The organism is Leeuwenhoekiella parthenopeia, from assembly GCF_020782115.1.
Taxonomy (GTDB): Bacteria; Bacteroidota; Bacteroidia; order Flavobacteriales; family Flavobacteriaceae; genus Leeuwenhoekiella; species Leeuwenhoekiella parthenopeia.
The window spans coordinates 61864-82194 of the sequence record NZ_JAJGMW010000008.1; the positions used below are offsets into that span (position 1 = coordinate 61864).

The following is a 20331-nucleotide window of genomic DNA, read 5'->3' on the forward strand; positions in this document are numbered from 1 at the left end:
TTATGAAGAATTTTTTATTTGTTTCGGCCGAAAACGATGCATTGGCAAATTGCAAAGCCGGCGGAATGGCTGATGTGGTGCGTGATGTGCCCAGACAATTAGCAGCAGCAGGCGATCAGGTACACGTGGTGGTACCGGCCTACAACAGACTCCATAAGAAGGGTCGTTTTATTACCCAATTAAAAATACGCATTCAGGGTCAGGAGACTGTCGCTGAGATCTATGAGGTAGCACCCAAAACGCACTATAACGGGATCACACACTACGTCATACACCATCCACAAATTGTGGAAGGGAATATTGCCCATATCTATAATGATGATCCTGAAGAGCCCTTTTTTACAGATGCGGTAAAGTATTTTATTTTTAATACAGCAGTTGCTCAGGCGGTAAAGCAAAATATTTTTGATCACGTAGATATCGCCCATCTACATGACTGGCATACGGCACTATTGGTTTTTCATCGCGCATTTAACCCGGCCTATGAGGTCTTAAAGCAAACGCATTTTGTCTATAGTATTCACAATCTGAGTCTTCAGGGTATTCGTCCGCTTCGCAACAATTATGCTTCGGTTGAAGCTTTTTTTCCTGAAATACCATACGACTATCATAAAGTGAGCGATACCCGTTATCCCGATTGTATCAATCTTATGGCGGTGGGCATACGACTGTGCGATCAGGTGCATACCGTGAGTCCGTCGTATATGCAGGATATTATGAAGCCCAGTAATAAGCCTGAGTTCATTGGCGGGGAGGGACTTGAACATGATCTGATTGCAGCCCATCAGCAGGGCAGGTTGCACGGTATTCTTAACGGGGTGAATTATGCAAATATGCGGGTCGCTCAAAAAGGTAAGCTGTACACAAACATTTTAAAGCAGATTTACCGATGGATTCAAGAGGAGTCTAAAAAATATAAGGCCGATATTTTAGCCAATACGGGCGAAAAGGTAGTCGAGTTGTTAGATAATCCGCCTTCGTTTATCGCTTCGAGCGTGGCTCGTATGACCGAGCAAAAGTTTTATTTCTTTAAACGGAATCCTTTAGCCCTGAAAACCATTTTAGAGAAGCTGAAGGCCAATAATGCCATTTTCATTTTGTTAGGTACCGGTGAACCGGAATATGAGGTCCTGATGCGTGAAATAAGCTATCAGCATTCCAATTTTATTTTTATAAACGGGCAGTCTGAAGATATCATTGATTCCATTTACCTGGAGTCTGATTTATATTTTATGCCCAGCCTTTTTGAGCCTTGTGGCATAAGCCAAATGCTGGCTATGCGCAATGGCGTGCTTTGCCTGGTGCACCATACCGGTGGTCTCATTGATACCGTTCAGGACGGTGTAGATGGTTTTGCTTTTAAGGGCGAGAGCATCAACGAGACGATTAACAATATGGTAACTGCATTTGACAGGTGTTTAAGCGTTTTTAATGAAGATAAGACCACATGGAAGAAGATGCGCAAGAAAGCCAAAGCAGCCCGTTTTTCCTGGGAAGACTCGCTGAATGAATACTATGCAAAGCTTTATACCTATTAATAAAACTGAAATCCCCAAAGCATCAAACTTCGGGGATTTTTAAATTTTAAGTTCACCGTTATTATTCTAGCAGTTCAAAGTCATTTTGTAGGATTACCTATACACCCGAAGTTTTGGAGTTTTTGTTTAACAAATGCGTTTTATAGCAAGCATTTAATTTTCAACTTAAACAGGAAGACTAATCGCAACAGTTGAACCCTTGCCGAGTTGCGAAAGAATGGAAAGCTTAGAGCCAATGAGTTTGCTGCGCTCGCGTAAGGTTTTCATGCCAAGACCGCTCGTGAATGTGTCTGAATTCAGATCAAAACCGGTGCCCTGATCGTGAATAAAAACCTGAATTTCTTTGGCGTTCCGTTTTATAATAACCTGGGCTACCTGAGTATTTGAATACTTCACCATATTATTAATCGATTCCTGAATCATCCGGTAGAGGTGAAGTGCACGATCCCGATCTACCAGATCGTCAACAAAATTGATGTCGGTTTCAAAACGTATTTTGGTATTTTTTTCTGTTTCCCGGATCAGGGCATTGACCGCTGCGGTAAAACCATTTAAGTCAAGACTTGCGGGATGCAGACTTTTGGTAATTGCCCTAAGTTCTTTAATCGAATCATCAGCAAGTTGCTCATCGTCTTCATTATCAGACTGGTCTATAAGCCGGCGTTTCAATAAAACCAGTTTTTGGCCTAGACTATCGTGTAATTCGCGAGCGAGACGTGAGCGCTCTTCTTCCTGAGCGACCAGTAATTTATGAGAAAACTCCTGTTGTGTTCTCTGCTTTTGTTTTGCTCTTCGTCTTGAATTCCATAAAAACAAAGCCACGATTAGTATTGCGCTTATGAGTATTCCCAAGGTAATCCTTTGCTTCTGCGCCTTATTTTTGGCGTTTAGTAAGTCGATGTCTTTTTGTTGCAGAGCGATTTGCTGTTCTTTTTTTTCGGTTTCGTATTGTGTTTGCAGGTAAGTGAAATTCTGTACTTTCTTGACCGAGCTTATAGAATCCCGCATTTGGTAATATTCTAGCAGGTAATCCTGCGATTGCCCCGTACGGCCTAATTTTTTAAGTATTTTAGATAGAGCCTTCTTTGCCCGGTAATTTTCGTAAAATGCACCAGATTTTATAGCAAGACTTTCAAAAGCCTTCCCGGCTTCCAGCGCTTCAGCAAGATTGTTTACCGCAAAATTATAGGACATTTTTGCGTATAAAAATTCAATTTCATTGGGTTCTTTCCGGTAATAATCTGGGCCGGACATTAACTTATCAAAGTACTTTTTTGCCAGGTCAAGTGAATCGGTTTCAGCGTATGCTGTAGTAAATGCGGCAAGAAGAGCCGGCTCAAAAACATCGTTGTATTTAGACTTTTTGGCGTAATAAGCGGCTTTTTTAAGGCTGGCAATACGCTGTTTATGAAGGTTTAACAAAGAATAGTCATAAGCCTGGTTGAAATACAGCGGCACCAGACTTCCGTAATTTTGGGTTTTTTCAGCCAAAACCTTAGAGCGCTTGCGGTAAAGATTTGCTTCATCAAAGAAATCATTCTTGGCAAAAATCACAGCCAAAGAATTTAACGAACCCTGAATGTTGAACGTATCCTTTACCTGTTCAAAAATATCCAGGCTTTTTTGGTAATTGGTTACCGCGTCATTAAAGTTGCCCAGCTTTTCGAATAACTGACCCCTGTAGAGGTTTACAAAACCATTAAGCCTTTGATTCTCCAATTGCCGTGCAAAATATCCCGCAGAATCATAAAGTTTTAAGGCTTCTCCCGTCTCAGACAGGAAGTAGTAACTGTCTGCTGCATTAAGCAATAAGCGCGCTTTTGCGTGATTATCTGTGACTTTTGGAAAGACCTTGAATGCATTTTGATAAATTGCTTTACCCTGATCAGGAAGAGATATGATACTGTTTTTGAAATAGATACGATCTGCGGCAAGCTCTGTAGCTTTGTTAACCGAATCCAATTCTAAAGCCAGCCGGTAAGCCGCATCAGAAATCGAATCATATCCTGCTGAAGCATCGTAGTCCAAAGCACCGCTCAGGCTATCCAAAAGGCGCAGGCGTTCTCCGGGCGGAACTGTTTGGAGTTTTTCACGAAACCCGATACGTTCCTTTTTTCCAGAATCCTGAGCAAAAAATGCAAGAGGTAAGAACAGGAGAAACAGCGTAAAGGCTTTGAAAACCATAAACTTATAATTTACACCAAATATAGCATGTTCCTGATAAGGAGAACGATTTAGTGCTCTTTATAAACCTGTTATTATAGCTAAAATCCTGTTTAGCCGCCTATGGCAATCATACTGCGGTTGTTGTTGTGCAAGTCGGGATTGGTAAGTTGGTCAAAATCGGTCATTCCGGCGCGTACCGCTTTCTTTTTATTTAGGGCTGCATCGATAAGTGTTTCCAGGTTTTCGCCTGCGCGAAAGGGTTTCAGCAAATTGGTTTCCTCGTTAGAAAACAGGCAGTTTTTGAGTTTGCCATCTGCGGTGAGCCTGATGCGGTTGCAGCTGTCACAAAACGGATTGGTAACCGAACTGATGATGCCAAAGCTTCCGCGATAGCCTTCAATCCTGAAGTTTCTGGCCGTAAAATTTTGCTCATTGGGAAGTGGTTGCAGGGCTTTGACTCCAAAATGATCGTTTACGCGATTTAAAATTTCGGCCTGACTCACGAGCTTGTTTTTGTTCCAAAGGTTTCCGTCAAAAGGCATAAACTCGATGAAGCGCACATTGATGTTTCGGTCTTTGGTGAGCGCTACGAAGTCCACGATTTCATCTTCATTAAAATCTTTCATCAACACCGCGTTCAGTTTTACATCAAAACCTTCATCCAGAAGCTGATTGATGTTGTCAAAAGCCTGCTTATACTCATCACGGCGCGTGATAAACTTAAACTTTTCGGGATTTAAGCTATCAAGACTCACGTTGATCGCGTTGAGTCCAAAACGTTTAAAATCGTCAATAAACCGGTGGGTAAGGAGCGCGTTTGTGGTTATCGATAATTTCACCGGAAGCTTTGCGAGCCTTTCAAGAATAGCAGAGAAATCTTTGCGTACCAAAGGTTCACCGCCCGTCAACCGAATTTTGTCAACCCCGTTAGCGACAAAGATTTTTGCAATGGCTTCAATCTCGTCTGCCGTCATCAAATGCGCACGCGGTGTTAGTGCAATCCCATCGTGGGGCATGCAATAGGTGCAGCGCAGGTTACACTTTTCGGTAAGTGAGATGCGCAGGTAATTGTGCGTGCGGCCGTGGGAATCGGTTAGTATGGGAGTTATTTTAGTCATTGGCATTGTGCTGGGCACCTCTTAATATTTTAAAAACATGTAATAAATGCGGAAAAACCGCATCCATAGATTCTTTTGCTCCGTTAGTAGAACCGGGCAGGGCAAGCACCAGGCAATTGCCCAGCGTACCGGCAACGCTGCGCGAAAGCATCGCGTAGGGCATACGATCCTGACCGTATTTTCGGATGGCTTCTTCAACGCCGGGAATACGCCGTTCTAAAATAGGCTCCAACGCTTCGGGCGTAACGTCACGCATACTCAAACCCGTACCACCGGTATAAATAAGCAGGTTTACGGTGTCTGAAAGTTCAAAAGCCTTGCTGCGTATGGTCTCCAGATCATCGGGGATGATCTCATAACCCTGAATCTGCACGTCGTGTTGTTGCAGCTTTTCAATAATGGCCTTGCCTGCGCGATCTTCTTTTTTACCCTCAGAAATCGAATCGGAACACACAATAATATGTGCGCTCAACCGGGCCGGATTCTGGTCTTTAAAGCTGCTTTTTCCGCCTTTTTTATGAAGCAGTTTTACGGTACTTATTTCAATCTCCTTATCGATAGGTTTTAGCATATCGTACATCGTAAGCGCAATAATCGAAGCGCCGTGCATCGCCTCAACTTCAACCCCGGTTTTATAAACCGTCTTTACCGTGATCTCAATAAAAACCGAAAGACCTTCGATTTTATAATCAACAGCCGTGTACTCAATGGGAAGGGGATGGCAATCTGGGATGCTGGTGTGCGTATTTTTTACTGCGAAAAGTCCGGCGGTTTTGGCCATTTCAAATACGTTCCCTTTGGGTACCGTATTCTTCTGAAGCGCCTCAACCGTTTCGGCTTTGCTAAGCTTTACAATTGCCTGAGCTGTCGCGCTGCGTAAGGTGTTTATTTTATGGGTGATGTCAACCATGTTTTATTTTTATTGCTATTATTATTTTTATTGGACACTCCGGAAACTGAGACTTCCTACTTGTAACTGTTAATGGTTAAACGTTAATAGATTAATGAGTTATTTGAAATCACTTATAACTGACTTTTAATCTTTTACTTTTCACTTCTCACCTGCAACTTGTAATCCGCCAACTGCTTACTGAGACTGCCAACTTAGGCTCAACTAAGAATTCACTTTCCACTGATGGCTTTGGTCTTCAAAAATCTCTTTTCCGAAGATGGGTGTGCGTTCTTTAACCTGATTAACGATCCACTCTGTGGCAGAATACACTTCTTTCCGGCGCTTCGCGGAAACAAAAACGAAAAAGCATACTTCCCCGGTTTTGATCGTGCCCAGGCTGTGGTAAATGTGCATACAGATCAGGTCAAATTTTTGAAAGGCTTCTTCTCGTATTTCGTGTAATTTTTCGTTAGCTAACTCTTCGTAGCAGGAATACTCAATTGCAGCAACGGATTTTCCTTCAATTTCATCTGCCCGTACCTGACCCAAAAAGATATTGTGCGCACCAATGCTGGTTTTGCTTTGATGCTTGGCAATAGAATCTCCTATAAATGCACTGCTGATGGGCCCTTCTATAAATACTTTTTTCATTTTGTAGCTTTTTTTGTTTGATCGTTTGATCGTTTAATCGTTGAACTGTTGATGCGTTTAATCGTTAATCTACCTGGGATTTGCGGAGGGCGTTGGCCAATTCCCGCGCTCCTTCCTGTAATGCCTTTACTCCGGTAAAACCCCAATCTCTCATCTGTTCCACCGCTATTTTCGCCCGTTTTCCACTTTGGCAAAACACATAAAAGGTTTCATCAGGATCCAGTTGCTGTTGTGCGGTTTCGAGTTCGCCTAGCGGAATTTCAATAAGCCTGGGCATTTGCAATCGCGGTTGTTCATCGGGTTGTCGTACATCAATGAAAATACCCATTTCAAGCAGTTCCGGATTAAAATTCAGGGCTTGAATAGCTTCTTTTAAATGCTTTTCCTTGTAAAAAGCCTCTGTGATCTGTGGCGTTTCTTTTTTTGTAAACTGAAAGCGTTCCTGAGTTGCATTCAGGCAATTGTAAATCAATAATTCACCTGAAAGTACCCTTCCGGTTCCTAAAATAATCTTCATCACTTCCTGCGCCTGAAGCATTCCAATCAGACCGACAGCAGTTCCCAATACTCCGGCTTCAGCGCAACTGGGCGCTTCAACAGCCTGTGGAAATAAACAGCGATAGGTTGGTCCGTTTTGATAATTAAATACCGAAACCTGACCTTCAAAACGGTGAATGCTTCCGTAAACCACGGGCTTCTGCGTGAGAACTGCCGCATCGTTGATCAGGTAACGCACGCTTATACGATCTGTAGCATCTACAATAACGTCAAAATCAGCAAACAAGGCTAACGCATTTTTTCCGCTTAGAAACTCAGTTGTACCTTCAATTACACAGTCCGGATTTTGCTGTTCTAAACGTTCTTTTGCGATTTCGGCCTTAAACCTTCCTACATCTTTTGCGGAATACAAAACCTGCCGGTGCAGATTGCTTTCTTCAATACGATCGCCGTCTACAATCCCAAGTGTTCCCAAACCCGAAGCGGCCAGATAGGGCAGGAGTGCACAACCCAGACCCCCGGCGCCAATAACAAGCACGCGGGATTCAGCCAGTCTTTGCTGCCCGTTTTGCCCGATTTGGGGTAAAATGATTTGACGTTGATAACGACTCATACGTATTTATCCACCGGCATAAGGTGGAAGCAGGGCTACCACATCGCCTTCATTTAAATTCACATTTTCTTCGGCATCCACCAGCTTTTGATTGATCGCAAGCTGAAACGGGATGTGACTTATGGCATATTGCGCCTGTAAGTGTTCCAGTAATTCCTGAGTGTTTTGAGCTTTGACGCTGCGGACTTCCTCGTGACTGCCCATCACATCAACCAGCTGGCCAAAGTATTTCAGTGTTACTTCCATATTAAATATTCTTTTGTATTTCAGCCAAAGCTTCGGGCGTATTAACATTGGTCAGGCTACGCGTATCGGCTATGGCTATTTCTTTATAGGTTTGTGTTTTAATAAAATCAATCAGTTTTAAATGGTTTTGTTGCAAGGCAAGTTCTAAATCGGGTAAAAGTGCTTTAGCATACACTCCTATTAGCGGATGCCAGTTTTCGTTTGCTGTTGCGAAATGAATGTTTGCATCGGGATTTGAAAGCGCGGCGTCTACAAGCCGGGTCAGGGTCTGTGAATTGATCAGCGGAATGTCACAACTCAAAATCAAAACACGTTCTTCCTGTGTATGGTTCAATGCCGCATGAATGCCTCCCAGCGGACCTTTATCTTTATAAATGTCTGCAACCAACGGCAGTCCAAATTGCTCGTAATTCCGGTTTTCGCTTACCAAACAAATAGCAGTAGTCGTTTTATTTAACGCATTGACAACGTGCTTGATAAATGGTTCTTCCTGAAGCAAAACTAAAGCCTTGTCGCGCTTCATTCGGGAGCTTTTTCCTCCACAAAGAATGTATGCCGGTATGGTATAATTTGCGCTCATAAATGTTTACAGACTTTGCTTTAAGGCATTAAATTGTTCGTTTAAAAATGCCTCACAGGCATTATTCAGCGTTTCAAATTTGATGATCATCTGCCTGCCGTATTCGGTCAAAAACGTGCCGCCACCGTCTTTTCCGCCGGTATTCGTAATTACCAAAGGGATCTCGGAACAGCTGTTCATCGCATTGATCAGCTTCCAGGCCTTCTTATAAGACATCTGCATGGCTTTGGCTGCAGCGCTTATCGATTGGGTTTCATCTACTTTTTTAAGCAGCTCGATTCGGCCAAAACCCAAAAAGACTTCGCCTTCCTCTTCAATCCAAATTCTGCTTTTTACCTGCTGCATGGTTTAAAAATTTAAATCGAGATAGGTGACTGTATCCCCTTGTTTTACTCCCGTTTGATGCGGCTCTATAACCAGGAGCGCGTTGCTCACCGCATAGGTATTGAGCATCGAACTCGCCTGCCCGGTAAAGGGCATAATGCGATTCTGGTCAACACCGGCTTTGAGAAACAGTGTTTTATCGTGCGGATTGCGTAAATCCTGCTGTAAAATCGCCTTACGTTCCTCCAGAAAGGGCTTTTTGCTTCCCATTCGTAATCGCAAATGCGGCAGAACATAAACGTAAAAACAAGTCAGGCTTGAGGCAGGATTACCCGGCAAACCAAAAACCGACTGGTCTGCCTGAGTACCAAACCACAAGGGTTTTCCGGGTTTTTGATTTACTTTATAGAAATGTTCCTGCACGCCGTTTTCCCTGAGCGCTTCCTGAACAAAATCATAATCACCCACCGAAATTCCTCCGGAAATCAGCAGCACATCGGCCTGTTCCAAAGTTTTTTTTACCGCTTTTACTGTGGCTTCCAGCGTATCGGGAACCTTAATTTTTTCAATTTGGCTAATGCCAATGCGCTTTAAAGCCATTTCCAACATAATGCCGTTGCTTTCATAAATATGATTGGGCTTGAGCGGAGCTCCGCGTTCCTGAAGTTCGTTTCCGGTAGTCAATAGCGCTACGCGGGGCTTTTTATAAACGGGAACGCTGGTAAATCCCAACCCGGCAAGGAAACCTATTGAGGCTTCGTTTATACGATGTCCTTTAGTTAAAGCCAGGTCACCGACCTTCAATTGTTCGCCCACAGGCCGCACGTTTGCGTTTTTTGCGGGAATTTGATTTAAAATCAGGTTGTCTCCTTCTCGAGTCGTATGTTCCTGAATGATTACGGTATCTGCTAACTCAGGGACCGGAGCACCGGTAAAAATACGTATGGCCTCACCGGGATTAAGCGCGGGAACCTGTACATCTCCCGCCTGAACCTGTCCGGTTATTTTCAAATTTTTAGCTTCCGAATGTATGATTGCATAACCATCCATCGCCGATTGGCGAAAGGATGGAAGCGAGATCGGAGCGTTTAAATCTTCCGCTAAATAGTGCCCAAAAGCCTCTTCTAAATTCACTTCGATTACCTGAAGTGTTAGGGAATGGGCTTCAATAAGTTTTTGGGCTTCAGAAACAGCTATCATACAAAATGCGTTATGTCTTAGCGAATATAGCGAAATGCAGTCTAAACAGAAGCTTTAAGCACGGCAGATTAACAGCTTTTTAGTCTTTTTAGACCAAATGGAAGATATATAGCAGTTTTAGATTTTTATTAATAGATGCTGCCTTAAAGTTTCGGTAACTTGACGCTAGAAAATGGAATAACGCCAATTTTCAGTAACGATCACAGTACTAATCATCCTAAGATTTTATATACCATGTCTGATTCCTTTAAAAGAAACGTTTCTATAACCGGTGCCGAAGAATTCACCAATATTAAGCTGGGCCCGCGGGTAACTGATGCCGCGGGGATGCTGGGTGTGAAAGAAGCGCTGAAGCACGGGTTTAAGGAAATGGGCGTGTTGCGCTCTATGGGTGCTTTGCTCAAAATGAATCAGAAAGACGGTTTTGACTGTCCCAGTTGTGCCTGGCCAGATCCTGAAGACCGCTCGCCTGTAGCCGAATACTGTGAAAATGGAGCCAAAGCGCTTGCTGATGAAGCGACCACGTCTCACGTAGGTTCAATGATGTTTGCTAAATGGACGGTTGAAGAGCTTTCGCATCTTTCTGATTATGAACTCAATAAATTTGGTCGTCTGGTAGAGCCTTTGGTTTTACGTCCCGGCAGTTTGCATTACGAACCCATTACCTGGCAGGAAGCTTACGGTTTGATCGCTAAGCACCTGCATAAAATGGATAATCCTAACGAAGCGATTTTCTATACTTCGGGCCGAAGCAGCAACGAAGCCGCCTTTACCTATGGAATGTTTGCCCGTGCTTTGGGAACCAACAATATGCCCGATTGCTCCAATATGTGTCATGAGTCGAGTGGGGTAGCTTTGGGCGAGACCCTCGGAATTGGAAAAGGATCAACAGTGCTTGAAGATTTATACGAAGCCGAAGTCATCATCATCGCAGGCCAAAACCCCGGAACCAATCATCCCCGAATGATGTCTGCACTTGAAAAATGTAAGAATAATGGCGGAAAAATCATCAGTATTAATCCGCTGGAGGAGCCGGGATTGGTGAATTTCAAGAATCCGCAGCATTTAAGCGGAACTCTTGGGAGCGGTGTACAAATGGCCGATTTACACCTGCCTGTCAACATCAATCAGGATATCCCTTTGATGAAACTGATTCTGAAAAAACTGGCAACGCTTGATACCATTGATCGTTCGGTTTTTGATCACGAATTTATAGCCAAATACACTGCGGGTTATGATGCTTTTCTGGAAGATCTGGCGCGTTATGACGAAGGCGATTTGTTGCGCAGGGCAGGAGTTCAGGAGTCTGACGTAAATAAAGCTGTGGCGATGCTGCGCAAATCGAATCGTATCATCGTATGCTGGGCTATGGGATTGACGCAGCATAAAAACGGAGTGGAGAACATTCGCGAGTTTGTGAATTTGTTACTGCTGAAAGGCGCTTTGGGAAAACCCGGCGCCGGGACTTGCCCCGTGCGTGGCCACAGTAATGTACAGGGAGACCGCAGTGTGGGTATTCAGCACTTTGTGGATGAAGAGATGAATGAACGCATAAAAACCCATTTGCAATTTGATCCACCCACAAAACGCGGGGTAGATGTGGTCGAAGCCATGGAAGCAATGCATAATGGAAAAACCAAGGTTTTTATGTGTCTGGGCGGAAATTTCCTGATGGCTGCATCAGATACGCAGTACACGGCAGAAGCGCTACAAAACTGCGAACTTACCGTTCAGATAAGCACAAAGCTGAATCGAACGCATCTGGTTACCGGCAAAACGGCTTTGATTTTGCCTACGATAGGACGTTCAGAAAAAGATGAAATAGATGGTACCAAACGCTATTTTACGGTTGAAAACAGTATGGGTAAAGTAAGCCAGTCTAAAGGAATTTTGAAACCGGCTTCCGATCAGGTACGCAGCGAACCACAGATTATTGCAGAGATAGCAGATGCGTATTTTGGAGGAAATCATTCAGTAGACTGGAAAACCTGGAGTCGTGATTATGATTTTATCCGGGAACATATTGATAAGGTCGCCAAAGGATTTGAGGAAACCAGTAAGCGTTCTGAAGGTCACGGCTATTACCTGCCCAATAATGTGCGTAATCTGGACTTTAGCATGTTGCCCCAGGGCAAAGCTCAAATTACGATTAACAAATTGCCTGATCACCAGCTGGCGGAAGATGAGTTTATGCTGATGACCATACGTTCACACGATCAGTTTAATACTACGATTTATGGCCTTGACGATCGATACCGCGGGGTTTACAACGAGCGCAGGGTATTGTTTATGAATGAAAAGGACATGCAGGAATTACAATTGCAAAAACTGGACGTTGTAGACATTACCAGCGAGTACGATGGCAAGATTCGTACTGCGCGTAAGTTTTTGATGATTCCTTATGACATTCCCCGAGGTAATGTGGCAGCCTATTTCCCGGAAACCAATGTACTGGTACCTTACAATCATTTCGCAGAACGCAGTCAAACACCAATTAGTAAATCGGTTCGGGTGCGCATACATAAACGACAGGATGCGATTGTAGAAACCGCCTAAAATAAAAAACTCCGAAGTCTTAAGCTTCGGAGTTTTTTTATGTTTTTATTGGTATCACCAATGTGTAGTATACCACAAGGCTTGACTCACATTCAGGTTATTTTTCCTTTAGATGGCTCGTTGATTTGTACTAAGTCGTTTACATTAAATTTTAGCTTCCGGCTATCGGACTGCCAAAAATACCTACCGCGATTTCGGCCCAAAGCACGAAAAACAGAAACAGGGCAATTCCACAAATCAAAACGCGATTTTTAAAAGTTTTTACCTTTCGAAGGATAAATTCACACGCCATTGCGGTCCCAAAGAGCAAAACAGCCATAACGGCAAAGTCAAAGCCCGTCCAGTTTACATCTCTGCTAAACTGCATCGCGACCACCGGAATGAGCAATAACAGTACAACTACACCAAGCAGTATACACAATCTGATGTTTTTAATAATAAGTTGATTCATAGGTTATAGGTTTAAAAGACCTTAAAAACATAGCCCAGTAGCCAGTAAAGTATCAGAAATACGACTATGGTTCCTATGCAGCCGCAGCGGCCGCCTCCTATTTTTTTTGCTCCGTATCCCGCCAGGATGGCGCGCAGTAAATTTTTCATAGTAATTTGGTTGGTTGTTACAACTAAATTACACCATTTCAATCAAGCGATTTTTTGATTTTTAACAGCTTAACAGAACTTTAGCTTAGGAATGCTTCAGGACTTGCTTATTGATTTTTTGAGCGCCTATTCAGGATACAGCAGCTATCTGCACGGGTTGATAGGGCAATATAACCGTAAAAGTTGATCCCTGGCCGGGCTTGCTGCGCGCTTTGATGCTTCCGCCCATAGCTTCGATTTGATTTTTCGAAATAAATAAACCTATCCCTTTAGCATCTTTGTTGCCATGAAAGGTTTTATACATTCCGAATAAATTAGTACCCATTTTATCGAGATCCATTCCCAAACCGTTGTCTTCAAAACTTATGTGAACCGAGTCACTGATTAATGACGAACTAATACGTACATAACTTTCCTTATTCTGAGCGCGGTATTTGATACCATTTGAAATCAGGTTATAGATGATGGAATCTATATAGGATTGTATTCCCATAACTTCAATATCAGTACTTATTTCATTAATAAGCTGCACCTTCGTGTCCTGAGCCAAAAAACTCAGGTTTTTAATAGTCTTCTCTACAGATTCGTGAAGTTTTATGGGATTCAGACAATCTTTAAGTCGGGTTCCGGGCAGGATTACCTGATTTAAATGAGTGATGGTTTCCATCAGATTTTCAGAGGTGGTCTTGAGATGCTGAAAGAGTTCGTTTTCTTCTATACCCGGAATTTCCTGAGCCGCCATTTGCAAAAGCATCTCAAAATTTCCTGAATGTGCCCGTAAATTATGAGAGACGATATGGGTAAAATTCTGAAGCTTATCGTTTTGCTCGCGGGTGATCTCGACAATTTTGCGCAGTTCTTCTTCCTTTTCTTTAAGATCGGTTACTTCGGTATGGGCGCCAAGCATGCGTTTGGGAATACCGTTTTCATCTCTGATGGCGATACCGCGGCAACGTATCCATACGGTATGTCCCAGCTTGTGCTTGTAACGCACGACCTGATCGTAAGGATAATCAGGTTCATTAAAATGACGTTGGGCGTTTTCGATGGCAAGTTCCAGATCTTCGGGATCAATAATACCCTGCCAGGCGTTTGCCTTATGCGGCATTTCTGCAGGGTCATAGCCAAGGGTGGTCCAGAATTTGGCGTTCATCCACTCTTCTTCGGGATTGTCAAGATCCCAGTACCACATTCCATCAAGAGATGATTCCTGAATAAACTCAAAAATTCGGGGATCATCTGCTACCAATTGGTAGAGTTCTTTTTTGAGGTAATTCATCGATGTTGATTTTGAGGTAACCTAAAGATAATTTAATTTTTAAATGGAATACAAAAAATTTGATAACAGGTTTCAGGAGTTTCAGGGCGAAAAATCCCCGGGGACTTAACAGAAATTTAGGTGTCGAATAAGCATAGCACCCGTGGTCTTTTGTATTTTAGTAAAACCCGAAAATAAAAAGATATGACTACAGATGTGCAAAGCTTTAAAATGCCACCCCTGGTTTTTGGTGGAAATGTTTTTGGCTGGACAGCAGATAAGAAAACCTCCTTCAGACTTTTGGATGCCCTTATAGATCGCGGCCTGAATTATATAGACTCAGCTAATGTGTATTCCTATTGGGCCGAAGGGAATAGCGGGGGAGAAAGCGAGACCGTGCTGGGCGAATGGATGCAGGCACGTAAAAACCGGGATAAGGTTATTATTGCAACCAAAGTAGGAAGCCCGATGGGCAAGGGAAGCCCCGACCTTTCTATTCCGTATATAACAGAGCAGCTCGATCTGAGCCTCAAACGCCTGCAAACCGATTATATTGACGTCTATTACAGTCATAAATACGATGACAGCACCCCGCAACACGAGACGCTGGCGGTTTATCGCAATGCTATAAAAGCCGGTAAGGTTCGGGAAATAGGAGCTTCAAATTTCCCTCTGGCTATTTTGCGGGAAGCTTTAAAACTCGCAGAAGAGGAAAATCTGCCCAAATATATTTTTATACAACCCGAATATAACCTGATGGAGCGTGATGGTTTTGAGGGTGCTTACAGGGATTTGTGTATGGAAAATAATCTTAAGGTGAACAGCTATTTTACCCTTGCCAGTGGTTTTCTTACCGGTAAATACACCGATGCAGCTGATGCCTCAGGTAAAGAACGCGAGCGATTTGTAAAGAAATATTTTGATGAACGAGGTAAGGCTGTGCTCAAGGCATTAAAACAAACAGCTAAAAAGCACGGTGTTTCACAGGCAGGGATTTCTATAGCCTGGACGATGGCTCAACCCGGTATTTCAGCACCCATTGTGAGTGCTACCAGTGAGTCTCAGTTAAAAGCTTTTGACGAGGCATTAAAACTTCAATTGGATCAGGAAGACTTAGAACGATTAGACGCAGCGAGTCTTGAAAAAAAATCAACGATTTAAGCTAAACCTTATCAAATAGTCTGTAAAAACTTTTAAAAGGCGGTTTGACTTTAGTTTTTCTAAATTTTAACAAAACCTGTTAAGACTTTCTTAACAGGTTTTCTTTTGCGTGTGTTTTAAATTGGGGCATTCTAAAAATAAACTATGAAGATAAAAATTTACCCGGTTTTTGCTTTTGCGTTCACACTGATGACGGTGGTCTCGTGTGCAACGACCAGGCAAGCTAAAAAAGGAAGCGCTACGGCTTCTGCTGAGAAAGAAGAAAAATCTAAAAACGGTCTTAAGCCTTACGATAAGGTGATAACCAAAGATGCTGTTTCTGATGAGGGATTGTTTACCGTTCACAAGGTAGACGACGATTATTTCTACGAAATTCCTGACAGTTTGTTCAACCGCGAGATGCTGATGGTGAGTCGAATCGCCAAAACAGCCACAGGACTTGGTTTTGGTGGAGGTAAAGCCAATACCGAGGTATTGCGCTGGGAAAAAAGAGATAAAAAAGTACTGCTTAGAGTTGTATCGCATCAAATTTTTGCTGCAGACTCGTTACCCATTCACGAGGCGGTGACCAACTCTAACTTTGAGCCCGTACTGTTTTCATTTGATATCAAGACTATTAGTAAAGATTCAACAAAAACGGTTATTCAGGTTAATGATCTGTATAGTGATGATGTTCAGTCTTTAGGCTTACCGGGATATTATCGGGAGGAGTATAAAGTTTCTTCTGTAGATAAAGGCCGAAGCTATATCGAAAGCCTCAAGAGTTATCCGCTGAATATCGAAGCACGTCATGTAAAAACCTATAATTCTAAGAATCCGCCCAGTAACGAAAGCGTAGGCTCAATTACTGTTGAGATGAATGCCAGTATGGTTTTACTGCCTAAAGAGCCGATGGAGCGACGTTATTTTGACGAGCGCGTAGGCTGGTTTGCCAGAGGGCAGGTAGATTATGGTCTGGATGCTCAGGAAAGTAAAACTGTGCGTTATCTGGATCGCTGGAGACTTGAGGTTAAACCGGAAGATGTAGAAAAATTCAAAGCCGGAGAACTGGTAGAGCCTAAAAAGCAAATCGTGTATTATATAGATCGTGCGACTCCTGAAAAATGGAGACCCTATATCAAACAAGGTATTGAAGACTGGCAGGTAGCTTTTGAAGCAGCCGGTTTCAAAAATGCGATAATCGCAAAAGATCCCCCATCAAAAGAGGAAGATCCTGAATGGTCTCCGGAAGATGTACGGTATTCTGTTGTACGTTATTTAGCTTCTCCAATCCCGAATGCTAACGGACCGCACGTAAGCGACCCTCGTAGTGGTGAGATTTTAGAATCTGATATCAACTGGTACCACAACGTAATGACCTTATTACGCAACTGGTATTTTGTACAAACCGCAGCGATCAATCCGGATGCTCGTGGTGTAGCTTTTAAAGATGAGATTATGGGGCGTTTAATTCGCTTTGTATCTTCTCACGAAGTAGGTCATACCCTTGGACTACCGCACAATATGGGAAGCAGTGTTGCCTATCCTGTAGATTCGTTACGTTCTAAGAGCTTTACCGAAAAATACGGTACGGCACCTTCCATAATGGATTATGCCCGTTTTAATTACATTGCTCAGCCGGGTGATGAAGGCGTTTCTATGATGCCAAATATTGGTATTTACGACAAGTATGCTATCAAATGGGGATACAAACCCATTCTTGATAAGGAAGGAAAAGAGGAGAAAGCTATTCTTGATGAGTGGATTTTAGAACACGCCGGTGATCCTATGTATCGTTTTGGAGCACAACAATGGGAGGTTGTTGACCCTAGCGCACAGACCGAAGATCTGGGAGATGATGCGGTTAAAGCGAGTCTTTATGGTATCGCAAACTTAAAACGCATCGTACCTAACCTGATCACCTGGACCGCAGAAGATGGCAAGAATTACGACGATTTAGAAACCTTATACGGTCAGGTTTTAGGACAGTACAACCGTTATATGGGGCACGTAAGCAACAATATAGGCGGCGTCTATGAGTACTACAAAACTTACGATCAGGAAGGTCCGGTATTTATTCCGGTGCCAAAGGAGCGTCAAAAGGAAAGCTTAAAATTCTTAAACGATGATCTTTTTGATACTCCGGAATGGATGATCGATACCGAAATTCTAAACCGAATTGAGCACGACGGTATGGTTGAGCGTATTCGCAGCACACAGTCTCGTACGTTGAATAACGTGCTTGATTTTGGAAGAATGGCTCGTATGATAGAGAATGAAACGCTTAACGGGAAAGAAGCATACACGCTGACTTCAATGATGGACGACCTGAGAAACGGAATATTCAGTGAATTGCGTAGTGGATCTAAAATTGATACCTATAGACGTAATTTACAACGTGCTTATGTTGATCGTCTGGAGTATCTGCTTACCAAAGAGCAGGAGGGACGTCGTAATGCGACTGATGTAAACGTGAGTCAATCTGATATCAGAGCGATCGCCCGAGCAGAATTAAACACGCTTCAGCGTTTAACTGCAAGTGCTGCAAACCGTACCGGTGACAGTTTGAGCCGTTATCACTTACAGGATCTGAATAAGCGTATTGACTTAATTCTTGATCCTCGATAAATCAGGATTTCATTTAAATTAAAAAGACCGGCAATCGCCGGTCTTTTTTTTAGTCTTTTCTGGGATTAATAGTTACCCCTCCTTTTGGTTTGTCTTTTTTAGGTTTTTGATCTTTACCTGCTTCTGCGCTTTTGGAAGCTTTGCTTTCTTTCTTTGGATCTTTTGACATAGTGTTGGCTTTTAATTGTTATAGCCTGTATAATACTAAATAAATTGTTAAAAATCAATAATTTAAAGATATATTTTAACAAATCTATTTCCTATTTTTAACAAATGAGGTTCAATGCGTTTTTAAAGGAATGTCAGGATAAGGAAGTTTTCAAGAAGCTTTCTATTTATGCGGTATTCAGCTGGCTGGCAATTCAGGTCATTTCTACCTTGCAGCAACCTATGGGTTTATCGCCCCGTGTGGTAACCTACGCGCTCATTCTTTTACTTATAGGGTTTCCGGTGTATATCTTCTACATTTGGAAATTTCAGATTGCTCCCATCCATAAAAAACATATGGCTGAAGCGGGCAGTTTGCCTTCTAAAAGAGGCTTTTTCGGCAGTAAAACTCCCTTTCAACGCTACTATTTTCTTTCCATCTTTATTGTGAGTTGTTTAATCACACTGGTGTTATTCTTTGTAGTGCGCAACAATTTCTTTAAAAATCAGGTACCCAATGAGGCAGGCCTGGCCGGTTCTATAACACTTAAAAACACGGATAAAATTGGAGTTTTAAAATTTGAAAATAATACGGGCAAAGACACGCTTGATATTGTTGGAAAAATGGCGGCAGATTGGATCACCCACGGAATCACCCAAAAAGATATTGCTCAGGTGATAACCCCTCAAGTTGTAGAAGATTATTCAAACATTATTAAATCTCAGCTCAGCGGAAGTAAAAAGAATACCGTTCTACAAGATTATTTTAAACCAGCCCAGATTATAATTGGTAATTTCTTTCTCAATGGTAACCGGCTCATCTTTCAAAGTAGCATTACAGATGGTAAACTAGATAAAACGCTTATTTCGCTTGACCCTGTTGAATGCGATAGCAACAATCCCTTGGACTGTATTGAAGAACTCAAGCAACGTTTGTTAGGTTTCCTGATAACTGCGGAAGAAAAAGATACGGATATTGAAGAAACACCTCCAAAATATGCGGCCTATGAAACTTTTTTGGAGGCAAAGAACGCAGCAGTTTATGACGATAGCACTCTTGAGCTGATTGAAAAAGCCATTGAAATTGATCCTAAGTACTTTGAACCTCGCCTGTTTCAGCTTACCTATTATTACGATCAGCTTCAATACCGAAAAGCAGATTCCATTTTAAAGATCATTACTAAAAATTTCAGTTCAAATCCCAGACAGCAGAACATAGTACAAATGTATTCTTCTTTGCTGGAAGGAAATAACCGGGAGGTATACCGGCATTTAAAGCGGGAGTATGATCTGGCCCCTTTTGAATTGAACACAAATGCGACGATGCTCACCGTAGGTTTGCAGTACATCAATCGTCCTGAAATCATAGATACGGTGTTTCAGGAAATTGACATGAAAGACTCTGATGCCGAAAATTGCTTTTACTGCTCAAACCGGGTTTATATCAAAACGTACTCCGATCTTGCTTTAAAGCGTTTTGACTCCGTCATTAAGTATGCAAGCGCCCTGTACCGGTATAATGATCAGGAATATTTCTTGAAACCTCTGGCCGTCGCATACCTGGCTAAGGGTAAAGATCCGTTGGAATTATTGACGGCTCCCGGCCTGAGACTCAGTGGGGAGCAAAAAAGTGATTTTCTTTTATACACCGGAATACAGAGTTTGGTGATTCAAGGAGAGGCTGCATCTTCGGTTTACTTTAAACAGCTTTTAAAAATGCCCGAAGGTGAGGCTGCTGATTTTGATATTGCAAGAGCTTACTACTATTCGAAAGCGTATATTAAAGCTTTGGAGCAATTTGAAAAACTAAAAGAGAAGGATCCTGAAGATTTAGTAGTCATAGGTTTTTTAGCGAATATTCACGCGTTACAGGACAATCCCGCAGCTGCAAAAGAGGAGCTGGAATTACTCAACAGTTTAAGAGGCGAGTATCAATTTGGACAAATTGATTACTTATTTTCCAGATACTACGCCGTCATTGGCGATAAAGATCAGGTATTTAATTACCTGAAACGTGCAGTAGCTGCAGGCTATCTGTATACCTCTTCAAAATATCAATACGATCCCCACTTTAAACCCTATCTCAATACCCCCGAATTTAAAGCGATTCTGACCTACTGGCATTAAACCGGCTAAACCGGAATAGAAAACAAGTCAAAAAATTAAAAACCAACTT

General features: G+C 42.5%; 17 protein-coding genes. 5 read left to right on the top strand and 12 right to left on the bottom strand.

Annotation, left to right across the window (positions count from 1 at the left end; all coding sequences use genetic code 11):
• The first annotated feature begins 2 nt into the window (after nucleotides 1-2).
• A complete protein-coding gene (locus LLW17_RS07820) occupies nucleotides 3-1538 on the top strand; it encodes a glycogen synthase (RefSeq protein WP_228229699.1) in 1536 nt (511 codons plus the stop codon).
• A 165-nt stretch (nucleotides 1539-1703) separates the two neighbouring features.
• Here LLW17_RS07820 and LLW17_RS07825 read toward each other — a convergent pair whose 3' ends face one another.
• From LLW17_RS07825 to LLW17_RS07865, 9 genes are all read right to left on the bottom strand, one after another.
• Entirely contained in the window at nucleotides 1704-3722 is a 2019-nt protein-coding gene (locus tag LLW17_RS07825) for an ATP-binding protein (RefSeq protein WP_228229700.1), read from the bottom strand.
• Between the two features lie 92 nt (nucleotides 3723-3814).
• Complete coding sequence (gene moaA, locus LLW17_RS07830) at nucleotides 3815-4822, bottom strand: GTP 3',8-cyclase MoaA (RefSeq protein WP_228229701.1); 1008 nt, start codon at nucleotides 4820-4822, stop codon at nucleotides 3815-3817.
• Nucleotides 4815-5732: a bifunctional molybdenum cofactor biosynthesis protein MoaC/MoaB gene (moaCB, locus tag LLW17_RS07835; protein ID WP_228229702.1), complete on the bottom strand. Its 918-nt coding sequence runs from the start codon at nucleotides 5730-5732 to the stop codon at nucleotides 4815-4817. Before moaCB ends, moaA begins: the two co-directional genes overlap by 8 nt.
• 204 nt (nucleotides 5733-5936) lie before the next feature.
• Nucleotides 5937-6365 (bottom strand): molybdenum cofactor biosynthesis protein MoaE, encoded by a 429-nt coding sequence (locus tag LLW17_RS07840; protein WP_228229703.1) that lies wholly within the window; start codon nucleotides 6363-6365, stop codon nucleotides 5937-5939.
• Nucleotides 6366-6429: 64 nt separating this feature from the next.
• A complete protein-coding gene (locus LLW17_RS07845; RefSeq protein ID WP_228229704.1) occupies nucleotides 6430-7476 on the bottom strand; it encodes a HesA/MoeB/ThiF family protein in 1047 nt (348 codons plus the stop codon).
• A 6-nt stretch (nucleotides 7477-7482) separates the two neighbouring features.
• Nucleotides 7483-7722, bottom strand: coding sequence for a MoaD/ThiS family protein (locus tag LLW17_RS07850; protein ID WP_228229705.1), 240 nt, complete (start codon nucleotides 7720-7722; stop codon nucleotides 7483-7485).
• 1 nt (nucleotide 7723) lies between these two features.
• A complete protein-coding gene (mobA, locus tag LLW17_RS07855; RefSeq protein ID WP_228229706.1) occupies nucleotides 7724-8302 on the bottom strand; it encodes a molybdenum cofactor guanylyltransferase in 579 nt (192 codons plus the stop codon).
• A gap of 6 nt (nucleotides 8303-8308) precedes the next feature.
• Nucleotides 8309-8647, bottom strand: coding sequence for a winged helix-turn-helix domain-containing protein (locus LLW17_RS07860; protein ID WP_228229707.1), 339 nt, complete (start codon nucleotides 8645-8647; stop codon nucleotides 8309-8311).
• A 3-nt stretch (nucleotides 8648-8650) separates the two neighbouring features.
• Nucleotides 8651-9826 carry a molybdopterin molybdotransferase MoeA gene (locus LLW17_RS07865; protein ID WP_228229708.1) on the bottom strand — a complete coding sequence of 392 codons (1176 nt, stop codon included), beginning with the start codon at nucleotides 9824-9826 and terminating at the stop codon, nucleotides 8651-8653.
• Nucleotides 9827-10060: 234 nt separating this feature from the next.
• Between LLW17_RS07865 and LLW17_RS07870 the strand changes: the two genes are divergently transcribed.
• Entirely contained in the window at nucleotides 10061-12382 is a 2322-nt protein-coding gene (locus LLW17_RS07870) for an FdhF/YdeP family oxidoreductase (RefSeq protein WP_228229789.1), read from the top strand.
• A 151-nt stretch (nucleotides 12383-12533) separates the two neighbouring features.
• On the opposite strand, the gene LLW17_RS07875 is transcribed toward LLW17_RS07870, so the two are convergent.
• From LLW17_RS07875 to LLW17_RS07885, 3 genes are all read right to left on the bottom strand, one after another.
• Nucleotides 12534-12833 carry a hypothetical protein gene (locus tag LLW17_RS07875; protein WP_228229709.1) on the bottom strand — a complete coding sequence of 100 codons (300 nt, stop codon included), beginning with the start codon at nucleotides 12831-12833 and terminating at the stop codon, nucleotides 12534-12536.
• Nucleotides 12834-12844: 11 nt separating this feature from the next.
• The gene (locus LLW17_RS07880) at nucleotides 12845-12982 is read right to left on the bottom strand and encodes a hypothetical protein (RefSeq protein WP_228229710.1); all 138 of its coding nucleotides are present in this window, start codon (nucleotides 12980-12982) and stop codon (nucleotides 12845-12847) included.
• 130 nt (nucleotides 12983-13112) lie between these two features.
• Nucleotides 13113-14261, bottom strand: coding sequence for a sensor histidine kinase (locus LLW17_RS07885; RefSeq protein WP_228229711.1), 1149 nt, complete (start codon nucleotides 14259-14261; stop codon nucleotides 13113-13115).
• A gap of 183 nt (nucleotides 14262-14444) precedes the next feature.
• On the opposite strand from LLW17_RS07885, the gene LLW17_RS07890 reads away from it, so the two are divergent.
• From LLW17_RS07890 to LLW17_RS07900, 3 genes are all read left to right on the top strand, one after another.
• Nucleotides 14445-15401 (top strand): aldo/keto reductase, encoded by a 957-nt coding sequence (locus tag LLW17_RS07890; RefSeq protein ID WP_228229712.1) that lies wholly within the window; start codon nucleotides 14445-14447, stop codon nucleotides 15399-15401.
• A gap of 144 nt (nucleotides 15402-15545) precedes the next feature.
• A complete protein-coding gene (locus LLW17_RS07895) occupies nucleotides 15546-18008 on the top strand; it encodes a zinc-dependent metalloprotease (RefSeq protein ID WP_228229713.1) in 2463 nt (820 codons plus the stop codon).
• A 273-nt stretch (nucleotides 18009-18281) separates the two neighbouring features.
• A complete protein-coding gene (locus LLW17_RS07900) occupies nucleotides 18282-20282 on the top strand; it encodes a tetratricopeptide repeat protein (RefSeq protein ID WP_228229714.1) in 2001 nt (666 codons plus the stop codon).
• Nucleotides 20283-20331 lie beyond the last annotated feature (49 nt).